Origin of the sequence: Endozoicomonas sp. ALE010 (genome assembly GCF_049310165.1) — a bacterium.
In the GTDB taxonomy this organism is placed as follows: Bacteria; Pseudomonadota; Gammaproteobacteria; order Pseudomonadales; family Endozoicomonadaceae; genus Endozoicomonas.
Genome location: NZ_JBLYNV010000002.1, coordinates 28,327 through 42,209, shown reverse-complemented (window position 1 = coordinate 42,209; position 13,883 = coordinate 28,327). Strand labels below are relative to the sequence as shown.

At 50.7% G+C, this 13,883-nt stretch carries 11 protein-coding genes; 6 read left to right on the top strand and 5 right to left on the bottom strand.

Annotation, left to right across the window (positions count from 1 at the left end):
* Positions 1–34: 34 nt before the first annotated feature.
* The 3 genes from ACO6UY_RS01285 to ACO6UY_RS01275 form a co-directional block, all read right to left on the bottom strand.
* Positions 35–574 carry a hydrolase gene (locus ACO6UY_RS01285; RefSeq protein ID WP_422448929.1) on the bottom strand — a complete coding sequence of 180 codons (540 nt, stop codon included), beginning with the start codon at positions 572–574 and terminating at the stop codon, positions 35–37.
* 211 nt (positions 575–785) lie between these two features.
* A complete protein-coding gene (locus ACO6UY_RS01280; RefSeq protein ID WP_422448931.1) occupies positions 786–2,084 on the bottom strand; it encodes an anaerobic C4-dicarboxylate transporter in 1,299 nt (432 codons plus the stop codon).
* Positions 2,085–2,215: 131 nt separating this feature from the next.
* Entirely contained in the window at positions 2,216–3,757 is a 1,542-nt protein-coding gene (locus ACO6UY_RS01275; RefSeq protein WP_422488831.1) for a hypothetical protein, read from the bottom strand.
* Between the two features lie 353 nt (positions 3,758–4,110).
* Between ACO6UY_RS01275 and ACO6UY_RS01270 the strand changes: the two genes are divergently transcribed.
* Together ACO6UY_RS01270 and ACO6UY_RS01265 are read left to right on the top strand one after the other, a co-directional pair.
* Positions 4,111–4,575 (top strand): RDD family protein, encoded by a 465-nt coding sequence (locus ACO6UY_RS01270; protein ID WP_422448935.1) that lies wholly within the window; start codon positions 4,111–4,113, stop codon positions 4,573–4,575.
* Positions 4,576–4,842: 267 nt separating this feature from the next.
* Complete coding sequence (locus ACO6UY_RS01265) at positions 4,843–5,025, top strand: hypothetical protein (protein WP_422448937.1); 183 nt, start codon at positions 4,843–4,845, stop codon at positions 5,023–5,025.
* A gap of 147 nt (positions 5,026–5,172) precedes the next feature.
* On the opposite strand, the gene lptG is transcribed toward ACO6UY_RS01265, so the two are convergent.
* Both lptG and lptF read right to left on the bottom strand, forming a co-directional pair.
* On the bottom strand, positions 5,173–6,231 hold the full coding sequence (gene lptG / locus ACO6UY_RS01260; RefSeq protein WP_422448939.1) for an LPS export ABC transporter permease LptG: 1,059 nt from the start codon (positions 6,229–6,231) through the stop codon (positions 5,173–5,175).
* A complete protein-coding gene (lptF, locus tag ACO6UY_RS01255) occupies positions 6,224–7,336 on the bottom strand; it encodes an LPS export ABC transporter permease LptF (RefSeq protein ID WP_422448941.1) in 1,113 nt (370 codons plus the stop codon). The genes lptG and lptF overlap by 8 nt, the downstream gene beginning before the upstream one ends.
* A 245-nt stretch (positions 7,337–7,581) precedes the next feature.
* On the opposite strand from lptF, the gene ACO6UY_RS01250 reads away from it, so the two are divergent.
* The 4 genes from ACO6UY_RS01250 (at position 7,582) to rapA (ending at position 13,774) form a co-directional block, all read left to right on the top strand.
* The gene (locus ACO6UY_RS01250; RefSeq protein WP_422448943.1) at positions 7,582–9,075 is read left to right on the top strand and encodes a leucyl aminopeptidase; all 1,494 of its coding nucleotides are present in this window, start codon (positions 7,582–7,584) and stop codon (positions 9,073–9,075) included.
* A gap of 75 nt (positions 9,076–9,150) precedes the next feature.
* Complete coding sequence (locus ACO6UY_RS01245; protein WP_422448945.1) at positions 9,151–9,612, top strand: DNA polymerase III subunit chi; 462 nt, start codon at positions 9,151–9,153, stop codon at positions 9,610–9,612.
* 119 nt (positions 9,613–9,731) lie between these two features.
* Positions 9,732–10,496: an outer membrane protein gene (locus ACO6UY_RS01240; RefSeq protein ID WP_422448947.1), complete on the top strand. Its 765-nt coding sequence runs from the start codon at positions 9,732–9,734 to the stop codon at positions 10,494–10,496.
* A 401-nt stretch (positions 10,497–10,897) separates the two neighbouring features.
* Entirely contained in the window at positions 10,898–13,774 is a 2,877-nt protein-coding gene (gene rapA / locus ACO6UY_RS01235; protein ID WP_422448949.1) for an RNA polymerase-associated protein RapA, read from the top strand.
* Positions 13,775–13,883 lie beyond the last annotated feature (109 nt).

The window sequence follows — 13,883 nt, the reverse complement described above, 5'->3', positions numbered from 1 at the left end:
TAAGTCCGACAGGCTCCTGAGGCTCAGGTCCAAATCATTTAATCAGCCTGGCGACATCACGAAACTGTGGTGCGTCGGCAGATTTCATCAGTTCAAACAGCGCCATTTCAACGGTTGTCAGATCAGCCCCCTGGGCTGACATTTTATCCAGAGCCACCTCTTTGCTCTGTAATGTTCTTGATGAAACCCCATCAACCAGCACTTCTACCTCATAGCCTCCGGCAAGAAGATCCATCGCCGTCTGATAGACGCAGATATGGGTCTCTATGCCGGTCAACAACACCTGTCTGCCACCTGTCTGTTCAAGTGCTGACATAAAAGCAGGCTCACCACAGGCACTGAAGGATGTTTTTCTCACCGGGCTGAAGTCCGATAACTCATCAGCCAGTTCAGGAATTGTGCCTCCCAGCTTTTCCGGAACCTGCTCCAGCCAGAGAATCGGAATATCAAGCAATCTGGCCCCTTTAACCATGGTCACAATATTATCAAAGAGTGACTCATGTTCATGCATCAGGGTGGCCAGCTTGCCCTGAACATCCACAACCACGAGCACCGTCGTATCAAGATTTAACATACCTGTTTCTCCTGCCCCTTAGATCAATATTATTTTCGAAATCCCTTGGTCCTAGCACATGGTTTCAATGAGGTTGACGTGTACAATCTCCGTTCACCCTGAGCGGAGTCGAAGGGTGCTTGGCACGATCTATCAGAGTCCGGAGTTTCCGCCCTTCGACAGGCTCAGGACGAGCGGAGTGCGGAGGCGTCAAACTCATTGAAAACATGCATTAGATAATAACCGGAGCCAGCAGAAAACCAAAAATCACACAAAGCAGGATGCAGATCACTCCGGGTACAAAGAAAGGATGATTAAACACCATCTTGCCGATCCGGGTAGAACCTGTTTCATCCATCTCGACGGCTGCAAGCAAGGTAGGGTAGGTTGGCAAAACAAACAGGGCACTGACCGCAGCAAATGACGCGATAGCGGTCACCGGGTCAACAATCATCAGGGCTGCAGGCATCAGAGCCCGGGTCGTTGCGGCCTGGGAATACAGTAACATGGACGCCAGAAACAGTGCCAGGGCAAGCAGCCAGGGATAGTGATCAAGAATATCCCCGGCGGTCTCCTGAACATTCTCAAGGTGGGCACCAACAAATGTATTCCCCAGCCAGGCAACGCCCAGAACACAGATACACGCACTCATACCCGACTTGAAAGTCTGGGCATTCAGAATGTGATTGGTATCTATATGGGTAACCAGGGTAATCAGGCACGCTGCACTGAGCATAAAGGCAAAAATGGCGCTGTCTCTGGGCAGTACGGGATTGTCAATAACACCCACCTTATCGCTGACCAGCGTCGCATATACCACCACCGCCAGGATGCTCAGGCCAAAAATCAGCACGGACATCCTTGCCCCGGGCTTTATTCGATTATCCACAACCTCTGCAGGTTGAATCAGCCCTTCAGAGAGCTTGTGCAGATACACTTCATCTTTGTGCAGTTCACAGCCAAGGTAATTACACACCAGCGACGTCAACATCACGGCAACAAATGTGGTAGGAATGCAAATCAGGAGCAGATCCAGATAATCAACACCAAAGGGTTCCAGCATACCGCTGAATACCACCACAGCGGCGGAGACCGGAGAGGCGGTAATGGCGACCTGAGAGGCAATCACCGAAATACTCAGAGGTCGGGATGGGCGAATCCCATTCTCACGGGCAACAGCAGCAATAACCGGCAATGTTGAATAGGCCGTATGGCCTGTGCCAGCCAGCAACGTCATAAAGTAAGTGATAGCCGGTGCCAGGAACGTCACGTACTGCGGCCGCCTTCTAAGCAATTTATCCGCAATATATACCAGATAATCAAGCCCGCCAGCGACCTGCATGGCTGCCACAGCACCAATGACAGACATGATGATAAGGATCACATCCACCGGGATGGTGCCAGGATTCATCCCAAGCCCCAGGGTAAGCACCACAACCCCGACAGCACCGGCAAAACCAATACCAATGCTGCCCAACCGGGCTCCCAGGAAAATAAATGCCAGAACAATGATCAACTGCAACCAGGTCATGCCAAATCCCCTGAGAAATTAATCTTAAGTCAATGGATAGATAATTTAAGATAGCCTGAAAACGGCAAAAGACGTTTCAACACCGGTCAGGTGATGCTCAGAATCAGAACCGAAACAACCATCAGGAGGCATTACAACTCGTCCGGGGGAGGGAACTTGATACTGTGCATAGTATCTTCAATGTCAGACTCCCACATTGAGGGAACCACCCAGGACGTCAGAAAAACAGTGGCCATCAGGCCGGCTGTGAGCGGGAAGTAATTATTAATACCAAACTGCCCCATCAGCAGATAAGAAACGGAAGGGGTACCAATAAATGCCAGCCCGGGCACGAACCAGGAAAACAACCTGCGCGTGGTGAAGGTAATGACCTCACTTTTAGAGCGAACGGATGCCTCCGCTGCCAGACATAGGTTTTCGGTGTAAACCCGGAATGTGGTAACATTCGGAACCTGTTTGACCACCTTTTTACGCACCGTTCTGGTTCTCTCCCTGGGAGTCATTCTGTCACCCCGTGCGCCCCATACATAAGTGTCAGAATGCTGATAATAAATTTCGGTTTCATCTTCCTCTTCAACAACCTCAATATCTTTGCTGCCACCTTCGTGTAACATCACTTCACAATAATTCCAGGCGATGGGAACAGGCCCCATGGAAAAATACCCTTTCCTGTCTACCCTGATAATCTGACCACTTCTGAATGCACTTCGCTTTGATATGGTTTTATTCCAGTGATGCAGAAACGTTCGGTCAGACTCCTCATACCGACCTGTTCGTTTGAAAAAATCCGTCTCTTCAAATTCGACAACTTGATAGACGTCAGTTACCAGTTCCTTTGTTGCATAATAGAAATTGTACAGGGACGAAAACAGTGAATTTTCTTCATCCCATATCTCCAGCCTCGGCATAAAAGGTTTTACAACATCAATAACAATCAGTTCATTTTTGTGTTCCTCTGACATTTTGGTTCCCACTTCTGCCGTCTCTGCCCCGAGACGTTCCACCAGAACGGGATGATTATGATATTTATTGTCGGTAATGCCCGGACTGCGTACCTCAGAGCCCAGTTTAAAATCAGCAACAACATTCTTTACAACCCAGCCATAAGGCACGCCTGCAATAGCATAAGGCCAGTTTGTAGTCCCGGTATCTTCATTCAAAATATTATCAAAGGTACCGAGCATGACACTGTCCATATACCTCATATAGTGTTTACCACGGCGCACCGGATCTAACACGTGATGGTTGAAAACATCCTGATACTCCGAAGCAAAGTTGATAAAAGGACGGATCAGGAGGTCCATCATCAGGTCATTAAACAGGTAGTTACTATTATCAATGATCGACATGTATAGAGAGGTTGCATTCTTATTTCTGGATCGAATCAGATCCTGGTAATATTCACTGTCTGCATATTGTTTCTCCGGTTCGTTGCCTGCTTCATTTTCTTCAGCATCATCATCCAGATCTTCCTCAATCACATCGTCTTCATCATCCAGATCTCCCTCATTTAAATCGTCTTCATCATCCAGATCTCCCTCAATTAAATCGTCTTCATCATCCAGATCTTCCTCAATTAAATCTTCATCATCCAGATACATTGATGATTCTGAGATATTTTCAGTATGCTCATCTACGCCGGCCGTTGTATTAATGGCCAGTAAACTGAACATAAGAACAATTAAAAATGAGAAATCATGAACAACTCGATTCTGCCTCATCATACTCCCCGGAAAGCATTTTATTCTTTTCAGGTATGTCACCATTCAATAATGAAAGACAATTTCATCCCTTAAAAAAAGATAAATAATGTAATCAAATCGTAATAATTCGATTCACAAAAATCTTCAGCCCTTATGGGACAACAAACACGTAAATTTGTTCCATTAAAAAGTCCAAAGGCCGAAAAATACTGAGACACCTGTGCTGGGTGCAAACATTGAGTGGACGACAGCAGTAGTTATGTGCGTGAAAAAAATTTGCTGATAGAATGTCCCGACACGTTTAATAACAAGGCAAGAGGTCGATGGAAGCCACTAATCTTACCCCGGCTCCAGTGTGGAGAAGAGCTGCGGCCATGTTGTACGATTCTCTGTTAATCCTGGCACTGCTGTTTATGGCCGGTTTTATTAATCTGTTCATCCAGATACAGATTTTCGGTGATGAGCAACTGAAAACCATGACTGAAGAGGGCTACCAGCTTGGAGGCCCCTTTTTCTACGCCGCCCTGCTGGTCATCATTTACGGCTTCTTTGGCTTTTTCTGGACCCGGTCAGGACAAACCCTTGGTATGCAGGCCTGGAGAATAAAAGTGGTCAGCAGCGACAATCATTTGATCAGCCCATGGCAAAGCGTGATCCGTTTTCTGATTGCCATTCCGGCATTGTCGCTTGCGGGTATCGGGCTTCTCTGGGCACTGATCGACCATCAGCGGCGAAGCTGGCAGGATCTGGCATCGTCATCCAAAGTCATTCTTCTGAAAAACCGGTAAAGAAAATCTGACCACAGTCATCTAATGTCTCAGTGCAGCTTCATAAATAAGCGGCACTGGTTACACTACCAGCATTAATATTTACAGACGACTGTTCACTTCTGCCTGCCGCTCGATACATATACCGAAACATTTATTGGTATTTTTACCTATCCAGCATTAAAATGAAACCATCGTCATTCACCGGCGTCGGTGTACCAACAAAACTATCGATGGCTTTTCATAGCAGATAGGCTTTCAGCAGGCAGTAAAAAGGGAGACTCCAGTATGAACACTTGGCCATTTGAACAGGTTGTATCTCAACTGGCGGACGTCTTTCGTCGTTTATCAGGCAATCCGGAATCTTTCCACCACTCAGATCAACTGGAAGAGTGCAGGCTCTACTGCCCGATCACACGAACCCCACAAAAGCCTGTAAGAAGAACTCCCGGGCACCCTTTCCAGCGATAATCTCCATCCCCATCGTTCCCACGCTCTGCGTGGGAATGCATAAAGAAGCCTAAAGGATACGAACAATCTCCGTTCACCCTGAGCGGAGTCGAAGGGTGATTGGCACAGTCCTTTATTCAGGGCATGGAGCCTACGCCCTTTAGCCCTTTATGCAGCCCGCCTTAACATCACCGCACCCGCCAGCAGGCAGATGATGACTGGAATCATTACCGATAATACCGGCGGAAACCCGAATACCAGGCTGGATGGTCCCATCAGGTTCTGAACAATCATAAAGACAATGCCGGTGATCACCCCGGAGAAGATCCGCAATCCCATACTGACGGAACGCAAAGGACCAAAGACAAAAGAGATGCCGACAATAACCAGGGAGAGTATGGATAACGGCTGAAGCAGCTTTGTCCACAGTGCCAGATCATACTCTCCGGCATCCAGCCCCTGTGCTTTCAAGTACTTCGTATAAGTGAGCAGGCCGGATATGGGCAATGCTTCAGGTTTGACCACCACCACTTTCAACAGTGTTGTTGTCAAGCTGGTATCCCAGGGTTCAACCAGACTCTGCTCAGTAATAAACTGCTCATTCTTACGGCGTATGGTGGTGACATCCTCCAGCAGCCAATGATCACCCTGATAGATTCCCCGTTTGGCAAAAGCGCTTTCCTGAAGCTTCATCTCATCATCAAAAACATAACGACTCACGCCGTATAGCACGCCGTTTGGCTCGACCGCATTGAAGTACATAAATTCACGGCCTTCACGATGCCAGAAGCCTTCTCCGGTGTATGTGCCATCAGCGGAGCGGGCTATCGCCTTTCTGGTCTCGCCAACCTGCTCGGCCATGGGAGCAAGATATTCGCCAAGCATCAATCCGGTAATAATCATGACCAGGGTGGGCTTCATGACTGCCCCCAGAATACGCCACAGCGAAATACCAGCGGCCCTCATAACCACCAGCTCACTGCTGGACGCCATGGAGCCCAGCCCCATAAGGCAGCCAACCAGTGCCGACACGGGAATCAGCTCGTACAGTTTTTTGGGTATCATCAACAGGGTATATATCAAAGCGTCCAGCGACTGATAGTTGCCCCTGACATCATCCAGCTGCCCCAGAAAAGCAAACAACGCTTCCAGAAATACCAGAATCAGCAGGACAATCACCGTTGCCCCCAGAACATTTCTGGATATGTAACGATCCAGCTTACGCATTTCCAGCCCTCCGGCGCGCCAGCCAGAGTTTACCCGGCTCAACAAGGTACAACAGCAAAGCAATCAGCAAGAAAAGAATATGAATCGGCCACAGACCAATATCCGGCGACAGTCGCCCATCCTCAATCGCGCCACGGCCACTCATTAATAAAGCCAGATACAGCAGATACAGCAATATTCCGGGCAACAGCTTCACATAACGCCCCTGTCTGGGATTAACCCGGGCCAGGGGCAATGCCATCAGCACCACGATGGGTATTAACAGTGGCAAAGAGATGCGCCACTGCAGCTCAGCACGATGGCCCGGGGTGTCGGACGCCAAAAGTGTCGCCGTTGGCAGAGCCTGCTCCTTGCTGATCTCTTTTCCGGAGCGGCGCTCTTCCATACGAAGGCCGTAATGTTCAAAGGCAATTTCCCGCAAAGGCAATGCGCCGGGCGTCAGGTCATAGCGGTAACCATCATCCAATATCAGATAGCGCTGCCCACCCTCTGCTGCATTGACTTCAAGGTTTGCCGTTTGCGCCAGCAGCAAGGTCATCGAACCTGTGTTCTTGCTATCCCCGTTACGGTTGGCGATAAAAACCCTGTTCATCTGCTGGCGGTCGTCGGTTAACGTCTCTGCATAAGTCACGCGCTGCCAGCCAAACTTCTGGAAACGTCCGGAAACCAGGGTATCAAACTCGGTCAGAGCGTCCTGCTCGACAAAAATGCTTTCAACTTTCTGTATTCCCCGGGGGGCAACTACCAGGCTTAACAGCGCAACCACCAGCATAACCCCGACCGCAGGCACCATGGTTATGCCTAAAAGTTGATGATGGCTGAGACCACAGGCGCTGAGCACCGTCATTTCGTTATCAACATACAGCCTGCCATAGGCGAGAATAATGCCCAGGAAAAGCCCCAGGGGCAGTATCATGACCAGAAACTCCGGGATCCGGTAAGCCATGATGGCAAAGAGAAAATCCGCTTTCAGTGTCCCGGTGGCCGCCTGTGCCAGATAGTTCACAAAGCGCCCACTCATGATAATGAGCAATACGACAGACGTCACTGCTAACATAACCTGCAGCATCTGTCTGGACAGGTAACGAAATATGATTAAAGGCATGCCTTGGTGAAATTCATCAAATCAAAACGAACAATTATACGTCAGTCGCCTTAAAAAACCGGTATAATCCCGGCCCGTCTGACAGAATCGTAGAATAAACATACAATTAACCCAATGACTTCTACGTTCTGATAGCCGTCTGGATAATGCCTGAATATCCCATATCCGGACTAAAGCGTCTGGTTGAATTGGCTTAACCGTATTATTATCCATGAAATCGGATAACTTGTCCCCTTGGAGAGACCATGGAATTTGTTGTTAAGAGTGGTGCTGCAGAAAAACAGAAAACTGCCTGCCTTATTTTGGGCGTCCACAAGAAAACGCTTCCCCCCTCTGCGACAGCCTTAGACTCGTTAACCGAGGGGTATCTTGCCGACATACTCAAACGTGGTGATCTGGATTTCAAGCCCGGCCACTCACTGATGCTTCTGCACAGCCGACATGCGCCGGTTGAGCGTCTGCTGCTGCTGGCCATGGGTGAAAATGATAAGCCATTAACAGAAGCCGGGTTTAACAAACTGACGGTCAACCTGGCCAGCCAATTGAAATCGCTGAATGCCAGGGAAGCAAGCATTGCCATCGAAGATATCAACGTCGAGGGCAAGTCACTGCACTGGATCACCCGTCAGTTGGTTGAAGCGATTGAATATGCATTTTATCAGTTCAGCCAGTTTAAAAACGACACCGGCAAAGGCGCTCTTTCGAAGATCAGTCTGAAGAAGGTGACACTGCTGGCGGACCGTAAGAATGCCGAAGAAGTGAAAGCCGGTCTGGCCCAGGGGCAGGCCATTGGTAATGGTCGGAATGTGGCCCGAACCCTGGGCAACCTGCCAGGCAATATCTGCCATCCAACCTACCTTGCCGATGAAGCCAAAGCATTGGCGAAACAGCATGCCAAACTGACCACCAAGGTGCTCAATGAAAAACAGATGTCTGACCTTGGCATGAGCTCCCTGCTCTCCGTCAGTGCCGGTTCCGAACAGGAAGCCCGGCTGATCTGCATGGAGTACAAAAATGGCAAACGCGGTGCCAAGCCTCTTGTTCTGCTGGGTAAAGGGATCACCTTTGATACCGGTGGTATCTCCCTGAAACCCGGTGCCGCCATGGATGAAATGAAGTTTGATATGTGCGGTGCCGCCAGTGTATTCGGCGTCATGAATGCCATTATTGAGCTGGATCTGCCCATTAATGTTATTGGCATGGTGGCTGCGGCAGAAAACATGCCCAGCGGCAAGGCCACCCGCCCGGGGGATATCGTAACGTCCATGTCCGGCAAGACCATTGAAATTCTCAATACCGATGCCGAAGGTCGTCTGGTGCTTTGTGATGCCCTCACCTACGCAGAACGTTACAAGCCGGAAGCGGTGATCGATATTGCCACCCTGACGGGTGCCTGCGTCGTTGCCCTGGGCCATCACACCACCGGCCTGCTCAGTAATAATGAACCGCTGGCTGAAGAGCTGATCAGTGCTTCCAAAGAAGCCATGGATCGGGCATGGCAGCTGCCAATGGGTGAAGAATATGCTCGCCAGCTGGACAGCAACTTTGCCGATATGGCCAATATTGGTGGTCCTGCTGCGGGTACCATTACCGCAGCCTGCTTCCTGGCTAAATTTGCCGAAGCCTACCCCTGGGCGCACCTGGATATCGCCGGAACCGCCTGGCAATCAGGCAAGGAAAAAGGGGCTACCGGTCGTCCAGTGCCCATGCTGGTACAATACCTGCTGAATAAAATCTGATTGTTGCCAGTACTGATGACAGGCCCTGATCGATCAGGGCCTTTTTGTTTGCTCAGATTAGTTTATGATTTCCCCATGACCAGAGTGACTTTCTACCTTTTAGACAGCAATCTTGACAATAACGGGCAAAACGAACAGCAGTTTGCCTGCCGCCTTATCGACAAAGCATGGCGTGGAGGCCTGCCCATGCATATCCATACGGCGGATGAAAGCAGCTGCCAGTCCATGGATCAACTGCTCTGGTCATGGCGGGAGGATAGCTTTCTTCCCCATGGGATTATTTCACCCATCCAGGGCAATACCCCGGAAAGTGTACTTTTGGCCAGAGAGTCTCCCATCACCCTGGGGTTTGACCACCCTGCCGTAGCATCAAAGCGGTTGCTGATTAATCTCAGCCCTGAAGTTCCTCCATTCTTCAAAGACTTTGCCCGCGTTTGTGAAGTCGTGGTTCAGAACCCGGACCAGAAAGCGGTTTCCAGGGCGAAGTTCCGGGCCTATCGTCAGGCGGGTATAGAGCCAGAAGTACACAATATGTAGGCCCTGTCACCCCTTGCCAGCAGATACCGTTCACCCATAGTTTGTCTATCCTTTTTAATAAGAAAGCAGACACACATCGCTTTCAAATAAAAATTCTCTAACCATTGAACGGTAAAATAATGATGAAAACATTGAACGCAATGCTGGTCAGTCTGGCGCTGGCTGTACCGGCCACCAGTCAGGCTATGGATATTTATGCTTTTGCCCGGGGTGGGGCGGCTTATACGGCGATTAAAGATACTGAGGCTGTCAATCCTTTCATTGCAGTTGCGGCTGCTAATGCACCTTCTACTAACCCTGATGCATCCCAAGGCAGCATGGGGATAGCCAATCTGAATAACGATCACAGCGTTGCAGTTGGAGCATTTGGTGCCGGGTTTGTAGTTAACCCCAGTTTCCGTCTGGAGCTTGAAGGGTCTTTTCAGAAGGAATCTGATTATCAGATAGACGTAGCGCTCGGTTGGCAAGTAAACACTGGTCCATTCAATACAACACTTCTTGGCACTGCATATAACAAAATCAATATTGAATCTGATGTCTACATGCTGAAAGCCTATTACGACATCCCCCTCAACAAGCATGTAGTTCCCTATCTTATGGCCGGTGCAGGCTATGCAAAGAACAAGACATCCGGTGTACAGACCTTTTCAGACAACGCCAACTGGAATGAAAAATGGGATGACCACAGAAACAATGAAATGGCCTGGACAGTAGGTGCAGGAATTTCCTATATATTCAGTAAACACCTTGCCCTGGATCTTGGGATAGAACATCGCAACCTCGGAGACTGGGAACTGAAAAACCTGCCGACTACCGGTGACGAGTCTCTCAAGGGCAAGCTGGAATCCACCACACTGCTGATGGGCCTGCGTTACCACTTCTAACTATCCCTCACTAATATTTCTGCACAGGCCGCAGTAAGCTCCTGTGCAATACCCCCTCCAAAACACCTTCTTAAGACAAGCCAGGCCAATAAAAGCCAAACTCCCGTCTATAATCATCGTGGCATGCTGAATTTCGGTCATCCCCGTAGTGCAATTTAAGAGGATTGCGCTAATATAGCGCGCTTTTTGGCACATCGGTCATAATCTTCAGGCAAAACACTGCGGGGAAGCGTATGATTGAGATGGCCCGAGTAGCCTGAGAACCTGCTGTTCGATACAGAGGCTCTCTCACCGTAAACCATTTTCAAAATACAGTCCGCCGGTCCATCTCCGGCCTACGCACCGCCCGGGCGGTAACGTATAATGGCGGTCTGTCAGTCAGGCAAGGTTAGTAGTCAAATATGACGAGTTTCGTTTCTGGGCAACGCTGGATTAGTGATACTGAGACCGAACAGGGGCTGGGCACGGTGCTCACCTTTGACAGTCGCATGGTCACCCTGCTGTTTCCTGCCACCGGGGAAACCCGGCTTTACTCCATAAACAACTGCCCTCTGACCCGCGTTGAGTTCAACCCCGGAGATCGTGTCGAAAGCCACGAGGGCTGGATTATGCTGGTCACCGAGGTGATTGAGAAAGATGGCCTGCTGACCTACTGCGGAACCCTCCCTGACGGAGAAACACGACAGCTGCCAGAAGCCGAGCTGGGCAACCATATTCGCTTCAACAAGCCACAGGACCGGATGCTGGCGGGTCAGATTGACCAGAACAGCAACTTTACCCTGCGTTACAAGACACTCCAGTATAACTACGGTCTGCGCAAGTCCCCGATGCGCGGCCTGATTGGCCCACGCACCAGCCTGATTCCCCACCAGCTGCATATTGCCCGGGAGGTTTCCCAGCGCCATGCGCCACGGGTTATGCTGGCCGACGAAGTGGGCATGGGTAAAACCATTGAAGCCGGCCTGATACTGCACCAGCAACTGATTACCGGCCGTGCCAGCCGGGTGCTGATTCTCTTGCCGGAAAGCCTGGTACACCAGTGGCTGGTGGAGATGCTGCGCCGTTTCAACCTGCGTTTCAGTGTTTTTGACGAAGAGCGCTGCCGTCAGTCTCCGGATGAAAACCCGTTCAATACCGAGCAGCTGATTATCAGCAGCATCGGCTTTCTATGTCATGATGACGAACGCCGCAAACAGGCACTGGAAGCGGACTTCGACCTGTTGATTGTGGATGAAGCCCATCACCTTATCTGGTCTGAAGAAGAGACCAATGCGGAATACCGCTGTGTTGAAGCGCTGTCCCTGCAGATTCCGGGACTCCTGCTGCTGACCGCGACGCCGGAGCAGATGGGTGCCAAAAGCCACTTTGCCCATCTGCGTCTGCTGGACCCGGACCGCTTCCATGATCTTGCCGCCTTTGCCGCCGAAGAAAGCCGTTATGAGCCGGTGGCAGAGGCGGTTCAGGAACTTCTGAACAATAACAATCAGACGCTCCCTGCCAAGGCAAGGGACCATCTGATCAGTTTCCTTGGAGAAGACAGCAAGTCGCTGATTGATATCCTTGACCAGGGTGATGAAGAGGCTCGAAACACTGCCCGAACCCAGCTGCTGCGCCGCCTGCTGGATCGTCATGGTACCGGCCGCGTGATGTTTCGTAATACCCGGGCAGCCGTTGGCGGATTCTCTGGTCGAGCGGCCCAGGGCTACCCCCAGGTGCTGCCGGAGCTGTACGAAATCGCCCTGGAAGAAGAGTCCAACTACCGCCATAACCTTTATCCGGAGCTGGCTTATCAGGCTCAGATCCGTGTCGATGATATGGATCCCTGGTGGAAAGTCGACCCCCGGGTAGACTGGCTGATGAACCTGCTGAAACTGCTGAAGAAAGAGAAAGTACTGGTTATCTGTGCCAATGCCAATACGGCACTGGACCTGGAAAATGCCCTGCGCATACTGTCCGGCATTCCGGCAGCGGTTTTCCACGAAAACATGAGCATTATTGAGCGGGATCGTGCTGCGGCCTTCTTTTCCGAAGGAGAGCATGGTGCCCAGGTACTGGTGTGTTCAGAAATTGGCAGTGAAGGACGTAACTTCCAGTTTGCCCACCATCTGGTGCTGTTTGATCTGCCCGAACATCCCGACCTGCTGGAACAGCGTATTGGCCGACTGGATCGTATTGGCCAGACTGAAGCCATCAAGATTCACGTGCCCTATCTGTCTGGCACCGGTCAGGAGGCACTGTTCCACTGGTACCAGCTGGGATTGAACGCTTTTGCCGATACCTGCCCTGCCGGTAGTATGGTGCAGATGCAACTGGGTGAAGCGCTGTTGCCTTATCTGCAACCGGGCAGCCAGGCCTCCACAGAAGCCATGGATACCCTGCTGAACCAGGCAGCCCAATTGAACCGGCAACAGATGGAGCACCTTCATAAAGGCAGAGACCGATTGCTGGAGCTGAACTCCCGGGGCCTGATCTCCAATGAAGATATGATCAACGACATCGAAGAGCAGGAACAGCCAAGACAGCTCAAGCGGTTTATGGAGAAGTTGTTCGAAGGCTTTGGTGTTGAGGCGGAAGACTATTCCAAACACTGTCTGGTGATTCGCCCGGGCAGCCACATGATCACCACCTTCCCCGGCCTGCCGGATGATGGCATGACCGTCACCTTTGACCGGGACATGGCACTGTCCAGAGAAGACATGCACTTCCTGACCTGGGAGCATCCCATCGTTGCCGAAGGCATGGACATGGTGCTGACCAGCGAGCTGGGGAATACCTCTGTGGCTTTGCTCAAAAACAAAGCCCTGAAGCCCGGCACCATGCTGCTGGAAGCGATTTACGTGGTAGAAACCAGCGCCGACCGAACTCTGCAGCTGGACCGCTACCTGCCAGCCACACCGATCCGCTGTCTGATCGACCCGGGGTTCAATGACCTGTCCGAAAAAGTGGCGTTTGATACCCTGAACGCCCAGCTTCAGCCTTTGAAACGGGGTGTTGCCAAAAAACTGGTGAATGCCCAGCGGGCACCCTTTCTGGCCATGCTGGATAAAGCCGAAGGGTATGCCAAAGATCGGGTACAGCCCATCGTTAATCAGGCTTGCCAGAACTTGCTGACCGATGTCACTGAAGAGATCAAACGACTGGCGGCGCTTAAAGTCGTTAACCCGAACGTCCGTGGTGAAGAGATTGAATATCTGAAAAACCGTGCAGCCCTGGGGCATCAGGCACTGCAGAAAGCAGTTCTTCGACTGGATGCTCTGCGAATTATGATTGCTGGTTGAGTCTATTCTCGGATAGGTCACTGCCCGCTACCTGCAAAAGCCATTACGGCTTTTGCAGGTAGCGGGCAGCGCTTATTGAAATAATGATGTTATTAAATAACAGCTCCTG

What these genes read in the sequence shown, in the direction of transcription:
- ACO6UY_RS01285 (WP_422448929.1), bottom strand. Translation starts at nt 574, where the DNA reads ATGTTAAATCTTGATACGACGGTGCTCGTGGTTGTGGATGTTCAGGGC.
- ACO6UY_RS01280 (WP_422448931.1), bottom strand. Translation starts at nt 2,084, where the DNA reads ATGACCTGGTTGCAGTTGATCATTGTTCTGGCATTTATTTTCCTGGGA.
- ACO6UY_RS01275 (WP_422488831.1), bottom strand. Translation starts at nt 3,757, where the DNA reads ATGTTCAGTTTACTGGCCATTAATACAACGGCCGGCGTAGATGAGCAT.
- ACO6UY_RS01270 (WP_422448935.1), top strand. Translation starts at nt 4,111, where the DNA reads ATGGAAGCCACTAATCTTACCCCGGCTCCAGTGTGGAGAAGAGCTGCG.
- ACO6UY_RS01265 (WP_422448937.1), top strand. Translation starts at nt 4,843, where the DNA reads ATGAACACTTGGCCATTTGAACAGGTTGTATCTCAACTGGCGGACGTC.
- lptG (WP_422448939.1), bottom strand. Translation starts at nt 6,231, where the DNA reads ATGCGTAAGCTGGATCGTTACATATCCAGAAATGTTCTGGGGGCAACG.
- lptF (WP_422448941.1), bottom strand. Translation starts at nt 7,336, where the DNA reads ATGCCTTTAATCATATTTCGTTACCTGTCCAGACAGATGCTGCAGGTT.
- ACO6UY_RS01250 (WP_422448943.1), top strand. Translation starts at nt 7,582, where the DNA reads ATGGAATTTGTTGTTAAGAGTGGTGCTGCAGAAAAACAGAAAACTGCC.
- ACO6UY_RS01245 (WP_422448945.1), top strand. Translation starts at nt 9,151, where the DNA reads ATGACCAGAGTGACTTTCTACCTTTTAGACAGCAATCTTGACAATAAC.
- ACO6UY_RS01240 (WP_422448947.1), top strand. Translation starts at nt 9,732, where the DNA reads ATGATGAAAACATTGAACGCAATGCTGGTCAGTCTGGCGCTGGCTGTA.
- rapA (WP_422448949.1), top strand. Translation starts at nt 10,898, where the DNA reads ATGACGAGTTTCGTTTCTGGGCAACGCTGGATTAGTGATACTGAGACC.